16 protein-coding genes and 4 pseudogenes are annotated in these 17,924 nt (G+C 57.6%); 9 read left to right on the forward strand and 11 right to left on the reverse strand.

Annotated features, from left to right (window positions below):
• Positions 1–278 precede the first annotated feature (278 nt).
• Positions 279–1,436 (forward strand): glutathione-independent formaldehyde dehydrogenase, encoded by a 1,158-nt coding sequence (locus tag E4S61_RS19445; protein WP_135305662.1) that lies wholly within the window; start codon positions 279–281, stop codon positions 1,434–1,436.
• Between the two features lie 69 nt (positions 1,437–1,505).
• Positions 1,506–1,658, forward strand: a complete 153-nt coding sequence (locus E4S61_RS25635) for a hypothetical protein (RefSeq protein ID WP_167768585.1) — start codon at positions 1,506–1,508, stop codon at positions 1,656–1,658.
• A 10-nt stretch (positions 1,659–1,668) separates the two neighbouring features.
• On the opposite strand, the gene E4S61_RS19450 is transcribed toward E4S61_RS25635, so the two are convergent.
• The 3 genes and pseudogenes from E4S61_RS19450 to E4S61_RS26830 all read right to left on the reverse strand — a co-directional run bounded on the left by E4S61_RS19450 (position 1,669) and on the right by E4S61_RS26830 (position 4,478).
• Positions 1,669–2,790, reverse strand: a complete 1,122-nt coding sequence (locus E4S61_RS19450; protein WP_135305599.1) for a CobW family GTP-binding protein — start codon at positions 2,788–2,790, stop codon at positions 1,669–1,671.
• A 137-nt stretch (positions 2,791–2,927) separates the two neighbouring features.
• Positions 2,928–3,213, reverse strand: a pseudogene (locus E4S61_RS19455) (winged helix-turn-helix domain-containing protein); the annotation flags it as partial.
• Between the two features lie 96 nt (positions 3,214–3,309).
• Positions 3,310–4,478, reverse strand: a pseudogene (locus E4S61_RS26830) (anion permease).
• 1,378 nt (positions 4,479–5,856) lie between these two features.
• Here E4S61_RS26830 and E4S61_RS19465 point away from each other — a divergent pair.
• Positions 5,857–5,958: pseudogene (locus E4S61_RS19465) on the forward strand (IS6 family transposase); the annotation flags it as partial.
• Positions 5,959–5,983: 25 nt separating this feature from the next.
• On the opposite strand, the gene E4S61_RS25980 reads toward E4S61_RS19465, so the two are convergent.
• On the reverse strand, positions 5,984–6,310 hold the full coding sequence (locus E4S61_RS25980) for a hypothetical protein (RefSeq protein WP_209309565.1): 327 nt from the start codon (positions 6,308–6,310) through the stop codon (positions 5,984–5,986).
• A gap of 323 nt (positions 6,311–6,633) precedes the next feature.
• Complete coding sequence (locus tag E4S61_RS19475) at positions 6,634–6,963, reverse strand: hypothetical protein (protein WP_135305600.1); 330 nt, start codon at positions 6,961–6,963, stop codon at positions 6,634–6,636.
• A gap of 660 nt (positions 6,964–7,623) precedes the next feature.
• Between E4S61_RS19475 and rdfA the strand changes: the two genes are divergently transcribed.
• Positions 7,624–8,238 carry a rod-determining factor RdfA gene (rdfA, locus tag E4S61_RS19480; RefSeq protein ID WP_135305601.1) on the forward strand — a complete coding sequence of 205 codons (615 nt, stop codon included), beginning with the start codon at positions 7,624–7,626 and terminating at the stop codon, positions 8,236–8,238.
• Positions 8,239–8,320: 82 nt separating this feature from the next.
• On the opposite strand, the gene E4S61_RS19485 is transcribed toward rdfA, so the two are convergent.
• Positions 8,321–8,503, reverse strand: a complete 183-nt coding sequence (locus tag E4S61_RS19485) for a hypothetical protein (protein ID WP_135305602.1) — start codon at positions 8,501–8,503, stop codon at positions 8,321–8,323.
• 125 nt (positions 8,504–8,628) lie between these two features.
• Between E4S61_RS19485 and E4S61_RS25640 the strand changes: the two genes are divergently transcribed.
• The 3 genes and pseudogenes from E4S61_RS25640 to E4S61_RS26615 all read left to right on the forward strand — a co-directional run.
• Positions 8,629–8,802, forward strand: a complete 174-nt coding sequence (locus tag E4S61_RS25640; RefSeq protein WP_167768586.1) for a hypothetical protein — start codon at positions 8,629–8,631, stop codon at positions 8,800–8,802.
• A 215-nt stretch (positions 8,803–9,017) separates the two neighbouring features.
• Positions 9,018–9,512, forward strand: a complete 495-nt coding sequence (locus E4S61_RS19490) for a dihydrofolate reductase (RefSeq protein WP_135305603.1) — start codon at positions 9,018–9,020, stop codon at positions 9,510–9,512.
• A gap of 115 nt (positions 9,513–9,627) precedes the next feature.
• Positions 9,628–9,835: pseudogene (locus E4S61_RS26615) on the forward strand (aminomethyl transferase family protein); the annotation flags it as partial.
• Here the strand turns inward: E4S61_RS26615 and E4S61_RS25645 are convergent.
• The 4 genes from E4S61_RS25645 to E4S61_RS19515 form a co-directional block, all read right to left on the reverse strand.
• Positions 9,780–10,049, reverse strand: a complete 270-nt coding sequence (locus E4S61_RS25645; RefSeq protein ID WP_167768581.1) for a hypothetical protein — start codon at positions 10,047–10,049, stop codon at positions 9,780–9,782. The pseudogene E4S61_RS26615 and the gene E4S61_RS25645 overlap by 56 nt on opposite strands.
• Before the next feature lie 73 nt (positions 10,050–10,122).
• On the reverse strand, positions 10,123–11,370 hold the full coding sequence (gene glyA / locus E4S61_RS19500) for a serine hydroxymethyltransferase (protein ID WP_135305604.1): 1,248 nt from the start codon (positions 11,368–11,370) through the stop codon (positions 10,123–10,125).
• 591 nt (positions 11,371–11,961) lie between these two features.
• Positions 11,962–12,492 carry a hypothetical protein gene (locus E4S61_RS19510; protein ID WP_135305605.1) on the reverse strand — a complete coding sequence of 177 codons (531 nt, stop codon included), beginning with the start codon at positions 12,490–12,492 and terminating at the stop codon, positions 11,962–11,964.
• A 269-nt stretch (positions 12,493–12,761) separates the two neighbouring features.
• A complete protein-coding gene (locus E4S61_RS19515) occupies positions 12,762–13,715 on the reverse strand; it encodes a succinylglutamate desuccinylase/aspartoacylase family protein (protein ID WP_135305606.1) in 954 nt (317 codons plus the stop codon).
• Positions 13,716–13,793: 78 nt separating this feature from the next.
• Between E4S61_RS19515 and E4S61_RS19520 the strand changes: the two genes are divergently transcribed.
• Positions 13,794–14,528, forward strand: coding sequence for a creatininase family protein (locus tag E4S61_RS19520; protein WP_135305607.1), 735 nt, complete (start codon positions 13,794–13,796; stop codon positions 14,526–14,528).
• 7 nt (positions 14,529–14,535) lie between these two features.
• Here E4S61_RS19520 and E4S61_RS19525 read toward each other — a convergent pair whose 3' ends face one another.
• Positions 14,536–14,955: a GlcG/HbpS family heme-binding protein gene (locus tag E4S61_RS19525; RefSeq protein WP_135305608.1), complete on the reverse strand. Its 420-nt coding sequence runs from the start codon at positions 14,953–14,955 to the stop codon at positions 14,536–14,538.
• A gap of 284 nt (positions 14,956–15,239) precedes the next feature.
• On the opposite strand from E4S61_RS19525, the gene E4S61_RS19530 reads away from it, so the two are divergent.
• Positions 15,240–17,813, forward strand: a complete 2,574-nt coding sequence (locus tag E4S61_RS19530) for a GcvT family protein (RefSeq protein WP_135305609.1) — start codon at positions 15,240–15,242, stop codon at positions 17,811–17,813.
• The last annotated feature ends 111 nt before the right edge of the window (positions 17,814–17,924 follow it).

Here is a 17,924-nt window from a genome sequence, read left to right on the forward strand (position 1 = left end):
AGACGGACTCCTCAGCTCCCCAGCTTTTGTCCCACAAACCGGTCGTACCCCCCTTTTCCGGTTTCGCACCGAGTTTTTTTGGATCGTCTCCCTCCACATGAACCTACCTGACGTTGAGATAAACATAGCCATTGAATCCAGTTCAATATGCAGTATTGTGTATGGAATTTCCCCTTCTTTCGATTCTCTCGATACATATCCTAAGTGATAGAATACAGTTGAGCAACAATTATATATGCCATCCAAGAGGACTTCAACTGGAGTCATTGAACATGTCAATGGATGCTGTCGTCTACAGAGGCGAACGAGAAGTAGCAGTAGAAGAAGTGGACGAACCGGGGATAGAACACCCCAACGATGTCGTGATAGATATTACGACGACGTGTATCTGCGGATCCGACCTTCACATGTACGAAGGCCGGACAGCCGCAGAGCCGGGGATCGTCTTCGGGCACGAGAACATGGGTATCGTCACGGAAGTCGGAGATGCCGTCTCGGACCTGGAGGAAGGCGACCGCGTCGTCGCGCCGTTCAACGTCGCCTGCGGGTTCTGTGAGAACTGCGAGGACGGCTACACCGGATTCTGTACGAATGTCAATCCGGGCTTCGCCGGCGGTGCGTACGGCTACGTCGCGATGGGGCCCTATAAAGGCGGACAGGCAGAGCAACTCCGCATCCCCTATGCTGATTTCAACGCGTTGAAACTACCGGAGGGCGACGAACACGAGGACTCGTTCGCGTTGCTCGCGGACATCTTCCCGACCGGCTGGCACGGCACGGAGCTCGCTAATCTCCAGTCCGGCGAATCAGTCGCCATCTACGGTGCCGGTCCGGTTGGTTTGATGGCCGCCTATAGCGCCAAACTCAAGGGTGCCGCGGAGATCTACGTCGTTGATCGTGTTCCGAGTCGCCTCGAATTGGCTGAGGAGCACTGTGACGCCACCGCGATTAACTTCGAGGAAGGTGATCCGGTCGAGCAGATTAAGGATATCCACGGTGGTGGCGTCGACAAGGGTGTCGACGCTGTTGGTTATCAGGCTATCGACCCGGGCAAGGAGGGCGACGGAGCCTATGATCCCGCGCGTGAGAACCCCGCTGTCGTCATCAATAACCTCATTCGAACGGTCCGACCAACGGGTGAACTCGGTATTCCGGGCCTCTACGTTCCGGAAGATCCCGGAGCACCCGACGATATGGCTGCAGAGGGACGTCTCGGTATCGACTTCGGTCTCCTCTTCGAGAAAGGACAGGCGCTCGGCACGGGCCAGTGTAATGTCAAGGAGTACAACCGTGAACTTCGCAACATGATTATCGAAGGCCGCGCAGACCCGAGCTGGGTCGTCTCGCACCGCGTCGATCTGGAGCAGGCCCCCGAGATGTATGAGAAATTTGACGAGCGCGAAGAGGGCGTCACTAAGGTCCTGCTAGAACCCTGACCACCGTATGATCTGACTACCTCCTGTTTTTGCGATACAGCTTTGTGGATCGGCTTATTACACACAAGTATGTGTCAATACTGTAGTTTCAAGTTTCACGACGGCTGGACGCAATTGTTAGACTACGACGACGTCTATCAGACGACCAGTAGCAACGGGACGGAATCGACTTACGGGTTCCACGAGACCTACGATGAACTCCGAGAAAAGACTCAGATATGAGTTGACGTGACTAAGCTGAGCCCCGGGGGAACGGGTCATCGTACTCGGCAGGTTGTCCGTCCGATGCCGCCAAACACTCGTCAAGTTCTGCGGTCAGAACGTCCACATCGAAGTCTCGGCCGATAAATACGAGTCGTGTCGCTGGGCTCTCATCCCCCCACTCACCGATTGGCCCCGCCTGGATCGACGGACCGGCCTGGCTCATTCCGATAACCGTCTCCGGCCGACTGGCTACCCAAGCGAAGCCTTTCGCGCGTATGATTTCGCCGTTCCAGTCGTCAAGCCACGCATCGAACTGCTCGGGATGGAAGGGGCGCTCGCGTCGATAGACGAAGGACTCAACTCCGTGTGCCTCGGCCGCCGAGCGCGCCTCATCATGTTCATGTCCGTGCTCCGTACCGCTCTCTGATTCGGAGTCTCTAGTCAGGGCTTGTTTCCAGCCTTGCTGTCGTTGTGCCTCGTCGAAATCAAAGAGCTGAGTGTCGAGAACGGTATCGGGGTCGACGTTGCTATATGTCGTTCTGTAAATCGATGCCCGGGGCTGCAGTTCGCGCACTGCGGCTTCTATAGCGGCCAGCGCATCATCGGGAACCATGTCGCATTTATTCAGTAATAATACCTCACAGAATTCGATCTGATCGACTAACACCTCTGTCAGCGGCCGCTCAGGGTTGGGCGCAGCATCTGGAAGCGACTCTTCGGAGTCGAACGCTTTCCAGAACCCATATGCGTCGATGACTGAGACCGTCGTATCAAGTCGGAACGTGTCTGGAAGGTTGTCGTCTTCTGTCCCCGACGTGAGCGCCTTGGCGATGGGAATCGGTTCGCTGATACCCGATGCCTCAACGACGAGATAATCGAACGAGCGCTCCTTTGCCAGACGCGTCGCTTGGGTAACGAGGTCGTCTTGGAGCTGACAGCAGATACACCCGTTCGAGAGGTCGACGACGGCCTCGTCCGCTTTGTCGGCGACCAACTCGGCATCGACGTTGATTTCACCCATGTCGTTGACGATGACGGCGATTCGTCTGTCTCCAGGTTTTTCCAGCAATCGGTTGACAAGCGTCGTCTTACCTGCACCTAACGGTCCGCTGAGAATGGTAATGGGAATCTCAGATGTCGATGTATCCATACCGTATGGCAACTCGTGACGAATCATAATGAAACCCTCGGCGACTAGTATGGAGTACTGCAACATCGTTAGAAATCCAAGCCATAAAGAAATATAAGACAGAATCTGGTAGTGTTTAGGTTGGCTCTCGTGCGTAAGAGATCAGCGGATCTCTTGGTTTGGTCGATACAGACTATATGACGTCCATTTCCGGCCGCTTTTTTAGCTCCTCATGGAACGTTTCTTGCTCATCAGCATCAGATTCAGCGGCTGTATGGTGAGGTTTTGATAGCACAATCCCGCTTCTTTGAGCAACCGCCGACAGATCGGTATTGAGTACTCGACATTGCACGTCTCGTCAAGAGACTGCTGGACGAGCGCCGTCATCCATGCCGACGCCCCAAAGACAACTTTCTCGGGAGATTCGTGGACTATTTCTTCGAATATTTTTGACGGATCCCTGAGAGTTTCTCATTTTCATAGATCCGTGAGTATCAGTATCTGCTGTTCGGTGAACTCGTCCCTAAATAAAGACTGCAGTCAAGCGAACGTTTGCAGAGCTGTAACTACACCATAGCTGCAGGGTCCTGACAGGCAGAGAGATAGAAGCCACGCTAGCGCCGTGTTGCGCATCTTTAGGAGGGTTACCGGTGCGGTCCAGCCATATACCCACTCCCGATAATTGCACTGACAATTATCTCGTTGAATGAGATAGGAACCCAAGGAAGATCTCTGTCTAGGCGATAATGAAGGGACAAGGGCTGCGATGGAGCGCTTCGGACCCAGTGCAGAGTAATCTTGCGAGAGCGTCTTTATCATCCGCGGCGTGCCTGTCCATGATCCAGTTAATAGCCCGACTCCGCCAAGCGCCAGTACACAGCCATCAGAATTGTCCACCCGTTCAGCAGCGATAGTAGCGAACCCACGGCAATCCCGACCTGGATCGCATGGGCTGAGAACGCTACGAGACAGCCGAGGAAACGACCTCGGTGTCTACCGCTGATATTGCGTGCGTCCGCCTGATAGTGAATCCGCTAACGCCAGCGATGAGGAACTAAACAGTCCCCTGGCTGGAAGAAGAAAGTGCACTCTGAGGGCTAATCAATAACTGTAGCACCATCGCGAGAGAGCGGCTTTCACCAGGCGGACCGAACATTTTGAACTGCATGGTGACAATGATCAAAACTGTTATGATCCCGAGTGCACTGACTACGATATCAGTCGAGATCCGGTGGGCGGTCAGTGCCCTGCAGTAACGTAAGTAGTGCTGCCGCCGACGAAAGGAATCAAGAGCCAGAGAGTGACGATTTGCTGGTAAATCTTCCCATGCCGGCACGCCGCCAAGGGCCAGTCCGACACTGGTCACTGCCCCGGTGACAGTGAATGGACGCGATGGGATAGCCGGTAAAGATTACTACTGCGACGAGTAGTGTAGCGGTGAATAGGCCGATAAACCGCGAGCGGCGACAGAGTGACACCAGTGATCAGGCCGCTACCGACAGTTTCGTAGACACGGGTTCTCTGCAAGACGGCGCCGGCGAATCCTAGCAAGCCAACGCAAACCCCTCACGCATCACCGAGATCGCGTTTGCGCCAACTGCTGGCGCAAATGGCGTCAATCCACTTGATTCGGCCCCAATCGTCCACGCCATGAACAGACTCCCAAACACTGCAAAGAGTAGCGTCGCTACTGCTGTCAGCGCTAACATGTAGTCAAACAACGACTGGCATTCAAAAATCGGTTCGCCTTTATTTCCGGTTTAAAAGCGAATATATGCCAGACAGTTTCTCGATCACCCGTGATTCGAATATACACTCTCTTGATGTTTTGTGGATGAATTTTATAGGATGTTTCGGAGGAACGTCTGCATATCAATGAGTAATCAGACATCCCACGATGGAGAGAGCCTACGATGAAGAACATAGTTATCGATATACAGCCAGTAGGAGGGTTTCGGGCCAAAAATCGATTCCAGAAGATTCTGGGTAACAGCTTCAGTGCCGCCCGAACAAAGTACTTGCCAGTTCAAAACATAACCCTATAGCTAGATGTCATTTCGAAGGAGGTGAGGTCGAAAGGCAATAGCGGTCCCGACCGGTATACTGAGTGGAATTAGATTACCGAGTTAACTATCAGATAGAGGTGGTTCCAGATATATTCACATTCTACTGTGCAATCGTCATACTTGCCAGCTACAACGCCGGTCAATTGAGTGGGTCCCCCTCATAGGAATAGAAGGTCAGGTGCGCGTCGAACCAGCGACTTCCAAGACCAGTCCATCGGGTCAAGCCCGAGTCTTCCAGATACAAACCACGTCATCATAGTCCTACTGACAATAGAGCGAATATACCACGTAGCCGACCAGCAGTTCTGGGTTGAGGTCAAGTAGACCTCCGTTTTACGGCTGGTATCAAATGATGCATCAGTAATCGGTGCAGCAGCTCACAGCGACATCAGCGTCGCCACGCGCCCAAGTGCGCATTGAGAGGGGGTGATTAGACGGTGGCTCATCTGTAGGAATTAACTACGCGAAATTTGCAGTTACCAAACAGAGTCGCTTTATTCACGGATGATAGCAGTCAGATACGTGGTGAACACGGGCGAAACTATGCAGCTGGGCTGTCACAGCTTTGTGAGGGTGAGACACTAGAGTCCACAGTACTTGCTACCATCTGCGATTAGACACCGAGCGCTTTCCAAGAGATATAACGTATCTCCACTCATGAAATAACACGAGTACATGCATTATCTCCATTTGTTTGACTTACCGGGAGACGGAACGGGTGCAGAAATGAGCTTGCACAACTGTAGTGACGCTCTCATCGAACTGCTTGAGGAACTCAGGGAGGGCACGAGTACGTCCTTGTCGGCGGCTACGCTGTATCAGCATTTAACGCGCGCTTCTCAACCATCAGGAGAGTGGTGGAACTACCGGCTCTACCACGAACGACTTCGCTGGAGTGATGTATCGCACATTACATCAATAAATTCTCAAACCGGCATGGGATTTACAAATCCTCGTATTGGTCCAAAGCTAGGTGGATGAGAGTGTCCACGCGGATCATTCAGCGTCGTGCTCGAGAATACTGACTACCCTGGCTCGTCACGACTTGAGCGGTCGGCTCGACTACCATACCCGGAACCACATCGAAAAGTGGTACCAAACCGTCACCGTGCCACTCAACAAAGGTTGTCACGAGGAGTGCTGCCTCACTACCGTGCGTTGAGAGGGTCACTGGCGGCCGTAGTTGGTTGTTGAGCGGTCTTGGACGTATCTGGCGGTGTGCGCTCGTCGACGTTAAGAAACACACGCGAACTAATCTCAGCATCGAAGCCGACGACGGTAAGCTGATCCGTCGTCGCGAACCCTGGTGGCTTGATATCGAACGCGACCGTGTCGAGGGCTGTCATCGGTACTCCCTCTCCAGGTTTCGCTAGAGTGTTTCCGTCAAGGACGCTATCCAGCGCAGCTTCAATCTCCTCGAGTCGCTCTTCATGCTCGTCGAGACGTGCCTCCTGTTCGAGATCGACGCTGGACACGCTGCAAGGAGGGGATCCTCTACGCTACGGAAAGAACGGTGTCAGAAAAACGGCCGCGACCCGGTATCCGCTCCAAACGTTGGGACGAGGCGCCGCAGACGTCGAAGATCCGAGTTACACACTGTCGAAATCAACTACGACGGACTCAACTCAAGCTATCAGGCCGTAGTTGCGCTCGTCAGCAAACTTCGGGGCCCGGCGAATTAGATCTCGAACACCGGTTATCCACAGGCGTCGGTCTACCTGTTCTACGAACTGAATCAGGTCGGCGGAACCGATCTGATAGTTCTCGACGAGATCGGCTACATTCAGACAATTCGCTTTTATAAATGAACTCGCGCGCAGGTTCGAACGGTGACGTAACCGACACCAAACTGGGCATCATTGGTATCTTGAACGACCGCAACTTCCGAAACCAGCTCTCCTTGGAGATCCGTTATAGTCTCTGGGAAAAGGAGGTGTCCTTCTCCGCATACGACGCTAGCGAACTGAACCTTGTCCTTTATCAGTACAAACAGGTTGTGTTTCAGGACGGTATACTCGGCGGCGGCATAACGTCTCCACGCTGGGCGGACGACCGCAAGGAACGGGGTGACGCCTGCATTTCCGGTTACTCTCCAGACCCACTGTTTATATACTTCCCCTGGGCCCATATTTATACCTCAATTCATACAAAATATAAAATTTATCTAAGTATGAACTTCGAATCGGTCTCCGTCCAGGAAATACGGACGACTACTCCCGGTGGGCAGCCATCTTCCTAACACTTTATGAAATCTATTTTTCATATCTATAGAGATAGTATTAAATGATATATTTTACCACGGTCGACGATATCGTCATACGCGTTTTCGGGGCAGGCAGCGACTAGCACGTCGAAGAATTGGCCGTCGATACCGCTGTCATGGTCACAGCGGTCTGTTCAACGGGACTCTCGGCGGTCAAGCCACTCGTAACCGTCACTCGTTACGGGGAGACCGCGTACTACGTCGCGTGCGACGCTGAAGGGACCAAGCGACTCATCTCGGCCGTCGATGAGTCCGGCAAGGTGACCGCGGCGACCCCAACGCCGTCGTCGATCACGATCCGGACACGACCCGGCTTCCCCTTCCGTCGGGGCTTTTGCTGGCTACCGGTGTCGGGAAGTTCTCGCTCGCTGCAGCTGGCTACGGCCCGCCAACCCCGACGACTACGAGGCAGCGACCGAAGACATTGACGCTGACGCGGACGTCGGTAACTGACCTCACCACCTGTTCCGGGGCGACTGCCACGAACACATCGTTAATGAACGACGACGTCGTAGTGATAACACGATGTCAGCGGAGTCGGGCACGACGTGTAAGGTCGACCGAGTTGCCAAGAAACGAGGGCTCACCGAGCTGGACGACGAGTTGCGCAAGCGCTGGGCTGACGGCGACAGTCTCCGTGACCTCGAACGGTACTGCAACGAGTCGATACTCCGGTCGGCCATGCACGCGGCGGGGATGAACACGTTAGATGGCGAAGCCGCCAACCTCTACCGACTCTTCACCGACGACGACGTCGGCCCTAGCAAGCGAATCGACGCGAAGTTCCGACTCCAGCGCAATGGGCTGGACCCCGAGACGCTGGCCGGCGACTTCGTGAGCTACCAGACCGTCCGCACCCACCTCAACGACTGTCTCGACGTGACGACGGCGCGCGACAGCACGCTATCGGTCGATAGCGCCCGGACCACCGTCCTCAAACTTGTCTCTCGCACCGAGTCCGTGACAAACCAGACCATCACTCGGCTCGCCGGACAGGGCTCGCTCACGATTCCGTCCCCCTCGGTCACGCTGAGTCTGCGAGTCGCCTGTTCGGAGTGTGGCGACGAGTACACCTTCACCGGACTGCTGGAACGTGGTGGGTGTTCCTGTCAGAACGACGCGGATGGAGTGGATCCCTAAGAGTCCGCGACGAACGACTGGGTCGAGATCGTGTCGGACCCTAGGGTGTCGAGAACCTGCTGCATCGTCTCGTTGAACGTGCTCACGATGCCCTGTTCGAGTTCGTCGATGCGGTCACGTGAGCGCGGAGTTCCGTGGCAACGGACTCCTGCTCCGCTTCGACGTCGTCTCGTTCGGCCAGGACGGCCTCGATGCCAGCTATCTCCGACCCGACGCTCTCTACCTCGCTGGCAAGTTGGCCCCGCTCGTACTTCAAGTCGCTCACCTCGTCGTAGTAAGCTGCTAACTGGTCGTCGTTGTCCGAGGCGACCTTGACCTCTCGCTGGAGTTCCTCGATTTCCGTTTCGAGTGCCCGTCGGTCCGCTTCCAGTTCTTCGAGTGTGTTCCGTCATGCCCGCAGACCTGGGAGTCGACCCTCCATACAACCAGTTCTGCGAGGAGGTCGTCGAGCGACTGCTTCTCGTCGCTCAGGCGGCGAATCTCCGCCTCGATTTCCTCGGTGTCCCGGTGGCATCAAGTAAGTATGACGGCATGTCGGTCGAATCGTTGCTGTCTATGGACTAGAGTATCAACACCGACACACTGGACGGTCTGTTCGAAACAGGGTCTTGGATAGCATCTGAAACAAATTTTCTAAAGTATCTATTAGAATATTATCTGTCGTGTCCCACTTCCGAGTTCGACATCTGTACGTCGCAGTATCTCCCGGACTGACATGCGCCTTCGAAGTCTACGGATGTAACACGTTTTGTGCCCGGCCGACGTCGTAGTGGGACGAGATGCGAATCACACTTGTCGCCGCCGTCGCCGCCAACGGCGTCATCGGGTCCGACGGCGACGTCCCTTGGTACTATCCGGCCGACCTAGAACACTTCAAGCAAACGACTATCGGCCATCCAGTGATTATGGGCCGCCGGACGTTCGAAATCGTGTCTAGGCAATTGGGATCACCGCTTCCGGAGCGTCAAAACGTCGTCCTCACGCACCATCCAGCGAGTCTACCGGACGACGTCGTTGCCGTGGAATCGACGGCAGACGCAATCAATGCGGCCGAGGAAGACGACATATCGACCGCCTACGTCGTCGGCGGTGGCACTATCTACGAACAGTTCCTCCCATGGGCAGACGCACTCGTTCTGACTGAACTGGACCGAGCAGTCAACGGCGACACGACGTTTCCGACAGTCCAGTGGGACAAGTGGTCCGAGATCGGACGTGAAACCTACGAGGCGTTCGATATCGTTTGGTACGAGCGTCAAAAGGAGTCTTCGTAAGAGCAACCTTCGAAGGTATCAATCCGGCATCTGACCGACTATTTCCACCAGTGTATAAAATTCAGAGGAGACCAGCGTCATTTTTTATGATTATCTCCAATCTTTGTCCACACGTATATCCGGGAACGACAGCCATCCCGACCACCCTAGCCTAGTGTAGACCAATCGAGTCGTACGGCGCCACGGAACTTACGGGAGACGGGCGACCCAACATCGAGATGTTGGTCTTTACGCGCGTGCAGAAGTCACCGTTCTTCCACAAGTCGTTCAACGAGGAGGACGCTTGGCGGTGCACTGTCTACAAGCGACAGGGACACCAGCGGCGTCGAGATGGTCGGCCGTTTCGACGACGGTGGGCACGGCATCAAACGCTACGGTGTCTGCCGGTTCCTCTTCACCGAGCAAGATGGCGTGGAGAATCGTCGCCTCGACGTTCATCGCCGCGTCGGGGAGCGTCGCCAGGTATCTGGCCTGTTGCAGTGCCCGTTGCTCGTTCTTGTCGACTGGAATGAGTGTCCTATATATCCCACTCGACAATCACCGCCGACAACAAATATAGTCTACCCTATAAATAGTGGCAGCGGCTCCTTAGCCGCCCCATCATCGCCGCTCAGTCGTAGAGCGTGTACTCGTCGGTCAGTCCGTCGACGCGGGCGCTGACCTCGGCAATCAGATCGTCGTCGTCGGGCGCGTCGGCGACATCGTAGATTAGGTCGGCTACCTCGCGGCAGGCGTCCTCGTCGAAGCCGCGGGTCGTGAGGCCAGGCGTGCCAGCGCGGATACCCGAGGGGTTGAACGCCGAGCGCGTCTCGCCGGGCACGGTGTTCGCGTTCAGGACGATGCCGGCCGTTTCGAGAGCTTCCTCGACTTCTTTACCAGTCGTATCCGGATGCGAGGGTCGCAGGTCGATGAGAACGAGATGGTTGTCTGTGCCGCCTGAAACAAGTTCGAGGCCGTGTTCCTGCAGGCGGTCGCCGAGCGCTTTCGCGTTGGCGATGGTCTGTTCGGCGTATTCTTCGAACTCGGGATCGAGCGCCTCGCCAAAACCGACCGCTTTGCCGGCGACGTTGTGCATGAGCGGGCCGCCCTGCGAACCAGGGAAGACGGCTGAGTCGACGTCGTCGGCGTACTCCTCGTCACACATGATGATGCCACCGCGACCAGAACGGATGGTCTTGTGCGTCGAGCCGGTGACGAAGTCGGCGACGCCGACGGGCGACTCGTGGACGCCCGCGGCGACGAGTCCGGTGATGTGAGCGATGTCGGCGAGGTGGTAGGCGTCTACGGCGTCGGCCGTCTCCTGAATCCGCTCGAAATCAACCTCTCGGGGGTACGCCGAGTAGCCCGAGACGATGACGTCAGGTTCGAACTCCTCGGCGTGGTCGGCGAGGCCCTCGTAGTCGATGTAGCCCGTCTCCTCGTCGACCTCGTACTGCTCAACCTCGTAGACCTGTCCGGCGAAGTTCACGGGGTGGCCGTGCGAAAGGTGGCCGCCGTGAGTCAAGTCCAGGGAGAGGATCTTGTCGCCCGGTTCGAGGGCGGCAAGATAGACGCCCATGTTTGCCTGTGAGCCGGAGTGTGGCTGGACATTAACGTGGTCGGCACCCCACAGTTCCTTCGCGCGCTCGATGGCCAGTTCTTCGACCTCGTCAGCGTACTCACAGCCACCGTAGTACCGCTCGCCGGGATATCCTTCGGCGTAGTTGTTGGTCAACTCGGAGCTCTGGGCCTCCATGACTGCTTCGGAGACGTGGTTCTCGCTCGCGATCATCGCTAGCGTGTTATTCTGTCGCTCCCGCTCGCCTTCGAGCGCGTCTGCGACGGCTGGGTCTGCCTCTCGGACATTTTCGTACGTCATAGCCGAACGATAGAGCCATAGCGACAATAAACTGACTCTCGACACAACGTGTCTGGTGAGTTACGAGACGCGCTACGCCTCGTCGGCAAGGGTGTGTGGACGGTAAGTGAGAATACAGCATGTCGACCAGGCTACTTTTTGAGGCGCTCGTACCTCCACGACATGGTATCTGGGGTCTGGTTAAACGTGTAGATGTGGACCCCGCTGATATTGTACTGGCCATCGTCAACGTAGGGCGCCTTCTTCTCCCTCGCCTCGGCGAGCGTCTCGTCGTCGATGAAGTCGTGGACCTCCGGGTAGCCGGTGACAGTTCCTGCGTCTGCTGGCGTCGGAGGTCGAGGTGTCGCTGGACCTCGTAGATGGTCGCTGAATCGACGACGGTGTCGGCGACGTCCTCTAACTGGACGTTCTCGGGGAGGCCGTCGGTGACGAGTTGCTCGTTGGGAATCGTCTCCACTGGGTCGTCGGTAGTAGTCGCCGTCGTAGCAGGGTCGACGTCTGTCATCACGTTCGAGTCGTTAGCGTCTTTTTCTGTCACCTCGGTGGACGTCGACGTATCGTAGGTGGTCGGGTCGTGGACGCTCGTCTCTATCATATAGCGCCGGACCGTCTCGGAAAATATGTCCATCCGATTCGTTTGCTCATCTCGATAAAGTTTGCGCAGGTCTCGTAGAGACGCTGGAGGTCCGCTGTGTCCTCGTACGGCGGAACCTCGTCATCACGGACCTCCGCGAGTTCGTCCGAGACCGACTCGTCTCGGCATCCGCAGACGACGGGGTCGTTCAACGGATTCCTCCTCTGTCTCAGCCGACTCGGTGCCGATGGGTCCGAGGTCCGTGAGTCGGGAGCGACGTCTACGTCCGCACCAGTCTCAGACGTCGTCTCGCCATCGGACGGGTCGATAGTCAATTCCACTTCTAGAACGATACTGCCGTCCTCGACACGTATGGCCTCTTCGCTCGTCGAAATAGAGGCCGCGGCGGTCGACGGGAGCGAAGCGAAGGCGGAGGTCGAGAACTCGACCAGTAGCCCGCCATTGTCGGTCAGGGTGGCCGTCTCCGGGGTGAGCTCGCCATGGACGCCGTCACCGGATACTGCACACAGCGACACCGGAATTTCCATCGACACCTACAGTGACCCGCTATCGCCGTCGATTGTCATCGCTTCGACCTGTCGGACGGCCCTACCACGCGACTCGCACTGTTCGACTATATCGGCGAGGACGTCGAACGAAGTTTGTAGACCCATGTTATTGGTTATCGATGTCACTTTGTGAAGTATAACGATGTGTAAGTGGTAACTAATTTACATATATATATATATACCTCGAATACGGCCTTGGCTATCTTACACCTGTGGGCAAGGCTGGTCCGGCGCCGACTGGAACACAGTCACACCAGCGTCGCGACACCGGCGATTCGCTCGCCCGCGACGACCACGGCCTCGCGGGCCAGCGAGTAGGCGACGCCACCGTCGTCGGTGGTGACCGTCTGGAGTCGTTCAAACGTCGAGGGGGAGTAAACAGTTCCCAGTGTCTCGCCGGGACTGAGGTGGTCTCCGACCGAGAGGTCCGGCTGAAGTTCGAACAGGCCGGAATCTTCGGCTCTGATGGTAGCTCCGTCGTTCCGGAGTCGCGTCTGGTTTGGCGGCCGGGCCGGATCGTCCGGAAGGATACCGAGTTCACGGAGGACATTCTCGACGCCAGCCACGCCGGTGTCAATGGCCGAGTGCGTGACGGTTCTGCTGTTGGCTAGTTCGACGGTAATCGCCGGGATATCCGCGCGTGCGGCGGCTGTCCGGAACGTCCCGCTAAACTCGTCGTCCGCAGGCGTTTCGTCGTCGACGATTAGATACTCCGTCTCGAACGCCTCCGCGAGCGTCTCGGCCTCGGGTTCGCCCTCCCGATAGCGGACATGTTCGAGCATATCCGCAGTGCCCGTGTGAAGGTCGATAGCGGCGTCGGCGTCACCTACGAGGTCCCACAATCGGGCGACCAGTCGCTCCTGCAGACTCCCGCCGTCGTCACCTGGCCAGACGCGATTCAGGTTCGGGTTCATCACGTCGTACTCCGCGGGGGTCATGTACGACCGGTGGTCGAACGCTAGCGGGTTCACTACCGGGACGACGACGACGGTGCCCGCGATGTCGGCGTCCACCAATCGCTCGTGGAGACGCCGTAGTGCCGCCGGGCCATTGAGTTCGATGCCATGCTGGGCACCTTGTACATAGATGGCCGGGCCGGGGCCACCGACGTACCGGTGGACGGTCACCGACACGTCGCTTCCCGAGGGGAGGCGATCGAGACGACGGTCGCTCGTAGTATGCGTGACAGACTCGTACTCCATACGTCGCCACTGCGGCGCGAGTGGAAAAAAATACCGGGAGTAGGAGCCTTTATTCGAGTCCGAACAGAGGGTGCGCGTATGCACATCACAACAGAGACGTGGACAGACCTCAACGATGTCGAGACGAATCTGGCCCTCCTCCCGGTCGGGAGTACGGAGCAACACGGGCCGCACGCGCCACTGGGGACGGACACTCTCAACGCGGAGGAGGTAGCCGAACGCGCCGCCGAGGAGTACGACGGTGAGGTGGTCGTCGCACCCGCGGTTCCGGTCGGCGTCGCTGAAGAACACCGCGCCTTCACGGGGACACTCTGGACCTCCGAGTCGACGTTCCGGGCCTACCTCAGGGACGTTGTGGAGAGTTTGGCCCACCATGGATGGGACCACGTGGTCCTAGTCAACGGTCATGGCGGCAACATCGCGGCGCTTCGGGAGGTTGCGGGTCGGATTTCGAGACACGACGAGGCATACGCGGTACCTTTCACGTGGTTCGACGAGGTGGGTGAACACAGTTCCGACATGGGCCACGGCGGCCCGCTCGAGACATCACTCCTCCAGTACGCGAACCCCGAGACAGTACACGAAGACCGACTAGAGACTGCCGCCGAAGAGGGGAGCGAGCGCTGGGGCAACTGGCAGGGTCGCGTCAACCTCGCGTTCGACTCCGCCGAGTTCACCGAAAACGGAGTGGTCGGCAACCCCCTTGAGGGGAGCGCCAAACTGGGTGAGAATCTGCTGACTGCGGCTGCGGACGCCCTCACGGACCTGCTCGACGCCGTCGAAGAGCGTAAGCCGGGTCCACGGGACGACTAGCGGTTCGTCACTTTGTGAGTTCGTTCCACCGTTCGACGCCTGCCTCTGCTACTTCCCGGTCCTGTGAGACGGCGCCACCGGAGACGCCGATGGTGCCGACAATATCGCCGTCGCGTTCGAGCGGGTACCCCCCGCCGAAGATGACAATTCGTCCCTCATCCGTGGTCTGAAGCCCGTACAGCGAGTTCCCGGGTTCAGACGGTTCGGCCAGTTCGTGGGTCGGCGTCTCCAGTGCCGCGGACGTGTACGCCTTGTTCCGGGAGATGCTCACCGACGCGAGCCACGCACCGTCCATCCGGTGCTGAGCGACGAGGTTGCCCTCGCTGTTGGCCACGGTGATGACCATCGGATTCTCTATCTCTTCGGCCTTTGACTCTGCAGCTGCTATCAGTTCTGTCGCTGTCTCCAGCGCGATGGAGTCGACCATGCAGGTGAGAAGGCACACGAGAGGGGCAAAAGGATTGTCATCACTTGCGAACGGCACCTACGCGGAAAGGCAACCATTCGAGACGCTCTGGCGCTTAATCCGCCGTATACACTGATGGGTGTGGGGCATCAGTCGAGGACGTCAAACCGTCCCTCCACAATGTTTCACAACACTATCACTATGAAGTCAAGAACCTATACCAGATAGTGAAGTGACTATTTGAAAACCATCAGGGGAAAGGGGATAACTATATTTGACCGCCAGAGTCACTTTCGAACCAGCATATGGAGACGAAAGACAGCCTGCCGTCCGAGGCTGGCACCGTCATCGTCGGTGCCGGCATCGTCGGCTGTAATCTGGCGTATCAGCTAACGGAACTTGGTCGCGACGACGTCGTCGTTGTCGACCAAGGCCCAATGCCGACTACGGGTGGATCCTCGACGCACGCGCCGGGGATTATGTTCCAAACGGCCGAGTCGAAGGTACTCAGTCAGTTCGCGGACTACAGCCGTCAGTTGTACTCCGAACTCGAGGGTGCCGACGGTGAACAGGCGTACAAAGAGGTCGGCGGCATCGAAGTCGCCCGGAGTGAGGAGCGAATGGACTTTCTCCAGCGCCGCGTCGAACACGCCGAAGCGTGGGGCATCAAGGACCCACAACTTCTCTCTCCCCAGGAAATCACGGACCACCTCCCACTGGTGAACGAAGACGAAATTCTAGGTGGCTACTATTCGCCGACGGACGGACAAGTGTCCGGCGTGGTGGCCTGTGACGCGCTGGCCCGGGAAGCGATGGACAACGGCGCGACGTTCGTCCCCCACACGCGCACCGAAGGCGTGGTGACCGAGGGAACCTCCATCGAGGGCGTCGTCACGGAACACGGCACCATCAGCTGTGACGAAATGGCCATCGCGACGAACATCTGGGCCCGGCAACTCGGCGAGAGACTCGGCGTCCACCTGCCGGTGACGCCCGTCGAACACCAGTACACGGTGACGGAGTCACTTAACGAACTTGCGGAGAGCGCCGTTGACATCACGGACCATCCGCTGTTCGAGAACTATGAGAACGTCTCCGGTGAGAAGGCCAAGCGCTTACTCGTCGGCCCGGACCGTCCGATTCTCCGGGATCAAGATAACGCGATGTACTACCGGACTCACGGAGACGCCTACGGTATCGGCTCGTACAACCACGAGTCAATCGTCCCCGACCCACAGGAACTCGGCAGCAACGACCCAGACGGCGAGCAGGGGTCTGTCCACGAGTTCACGGATTACCACATGAACACCGCGACGCACCCGGACCGGCTGGACAAGGCGCCGCGACAAGCCAGCAACGAACTCCTTCCGTCGACGAACGACAAGAACCTCGAACACAAGTACAACGGGATGTTCGCGGAGTCGCCAAACGGCCTCCCGATCATGGGACCGGTTCAAGAATACGACGGCCTCTGGACAGCGGCGGCCATCTGGGTCACCCACGCAGGCGGTGCAGGGAAGGCCCTGGCCGAATGGATGGAAAACGGTGTGCCGCGCCTCCCTGAAGGGCCAATCGACCTCGCGCACTGCGATGTAAATCGCTTCGACGAACACGAGGGCAGTTGGGACTTTGCCCGTGATATCGGTGGCGAGGAGTATCGCATCGTCTACAACATCATGCACCCTAAGTGGGTGTGGACGGGCAAGCAGCGCGACATCCGGAGGACACCGATGTACCACTCGCACAAGGAGTGGGACGCGGAACTGTGGGCCGAGGCCGGCTGGGAGGAACCCCAGTGGTTCGAAGACAACGCCGACCTGTTAGCGAAGTACGGTGACCAGATTCCCGACCGTGATGGCTGGGAAGGCAAGTACTGGTCGCCTATCGAGGGCGCCGAGGCGTTGAACGTCCGCGAGAACGTCGGCTTGCACGATATGACCTCCTTCAACAAAATGGAGGTCGTCGGCGAGGACGCCGGCGAGTTCGTCCAGTATCTCTGTACAAACGATATGGACATCAATGTTGGCGAAGTGAAGTATACCCTCATGTGCAACGAAGGCGGCGGCGTCCGCGCCGACATCACCGTTACGCGCACGGATGAGGACCGGTACCTCCTCCTGACTACGGGCCGTGAAGTAGGGAACAACCACGTCGCGTGGGTCAAAGAACAGTCCCCCGACAGCGTCCTCGTCAACGATGTCACCTCGAGCCTCGCCGCGATGGTCTGTACGGGACCGAACGCCCGGAAGGTGCTGTCGAAGGTCACCGACGTCGACCTCTCGGACAATGCCTTCCCATTCTTCACCAGCCAGCAGTTCTTCGTGAAGAACGTGCCCGTGACCGCATTGCGTGTCTCCTACGCCGGTGAACTCGGGTGGGAGCTGTACACGCCCTCCGAGTACGGCGAACGGCTCTGGGAGCACATCATGGAGGCCGGCGAAGAGTACGACATCCGACCGTACGGAAACGGTGCGCTCGATGCCCTCCGCATCGAGAAGGGCTTCCGCCTGTGGGGCGAGGACCTACACACTGAACACAATCCCTACGAGGCTGGTCTCGGCTGGGCCGTCGATCTAGAGACCGACTTCATCGGCAAGGAAGCCGTCACCGCAGCCGCCGACGGCAACAACATTGACCACAAAGTCGCCTGTCTGACGCTGGACGATCCCGAGGCGGTCGTGTTAGACAGCCGACCGGTACTCGACGGTGACGAGGTACTGGGCTACCTCCACAGCGCCGAGTACGGGTACTCCGAGGGCGCCTGCGTCGCCTATACTTACCTGCCGCCGGAATACGCCGAGCCTGGCACCTCAGTAGAGGTTCTCTACGAGGGCGAGCGCTACGACGCGACGGTCCGCGAGGAGCCACTCGTCTCCTGACAGGCCCGTCCTTAGCGCCGCTCCTAATCGTATCGTTCTACTGTCATACTGTGGTTCACGCAATACGCTCGAGAGTCTCATTCTCCCGGCCGGAACGTCCAAAATCCCAAA

It is taken from the genome of Haloarcula amylovorans (assembly GCF_004681185.1).
GTDB lineage: Archaea > Halobacteriota > Halobacteria > Halobacteriales > Haloarculaceae > Haloarcula > Haloarcula amylovorans.

What these genes read in the sequence shown, in the direction of transcription:
- E4S61_RS19445 (WP_135305662.1), top strand. Translation starts at nt 279, where the DNA reads ATGGATGCTGTCGTCTACAGAGGCGAACGAGAAGTAGCAGTAGAAGAA.
- E4S61_RS25635 (WP_167768585.1), top strand. Translation starts at nt 1,506, where the DNA reads ATGTGTCAATACTGTAGTTTCAAGTTTCACGACGGCTGGACGCAATTG.
- E4S61_RS19450 (WP_135305599.1), bottom strand. Translation starts at nt 2,790, where the DNA reads ATGGATACATCGACATCTGAGATTCCCATTACCATTCTCAGCGGACCG.
- E4S61_RS19475 (WP_135305600.1), bottom strand. Translation starts at nt 6,963, where the DNA reads ATGGGCCCAGGGGAAGTATATAAACAGTGGGTCTGGAGAGTAACCGGA.
- rdfA (WP_135305601.1), top strand. Translation starts at nt 7,624, where the DNA reads ATGTCAGCGGAGTCGGGCACGACGTGTAAGGTCGACCGAGTTGCCAAG.
- E4S61_RS25640 (WP_167768586.1), top strand. Translation starts at nt 8,629, where the DNA reads ATGCCCGCAGACCTGGGAGTCGACCCTCCATACAACCAGTTCTGCGAG.
- E4S61_RS19490 (WP_135305603.1), top strand. Translation starts at nt 9,018, where the DNA reads ATGCGAATCACACTTGTCGCCGCCGTCGCCGCCAACGGCGTCATCGGG.
- glyA (WP_135305604.1), bottom strand. Translation starts at nt 11,370, where the DNA reads ATGACGTACGAAAATGTCCGAGAGGCAGACCCAGCCGTCGCAGACGCG.
- E4S61_RS19510 (WP_135305605.1), bottom strand. Translation starts at nt 12,492, where the DNA reads ATGGAAATTCCGGTGTCGCTGTGTGCAGTATCCGGTGACGGCGTCCAT.
- E4S61_RS19515 (WP_135305606.1), bottom strand. Translation starts at nt 13,715, where the DNA reads ATGGAGTACGAGTCTGTCACGCATACTACGAGCGACCGTCGTCTCGAT.
- E4S61_RS19520 (WP_135305607.1), top strand. Translation starts at nt 13,794, where the DNA reads ATGCACATCACAACAGAGACGTGGACAGACCTCAACGATGTCGAGACG.
- E4S61_RS19525 (WP_135305608.1), bottom strand. Translation starts at nt 14,955, where the DNA reads ATGGTCGACTCCATCGCGCTGGAGACAGCGACAGAACTGATAGCAGCT.
- E4S61_RS19530 (WP_135305609.1), top strand. Translation starts at nt 15,240, where the DNA reads ATGGAGACGAAAGACAGCCTGCCGTCCGAGGCTGGCACCGTCATCGTC.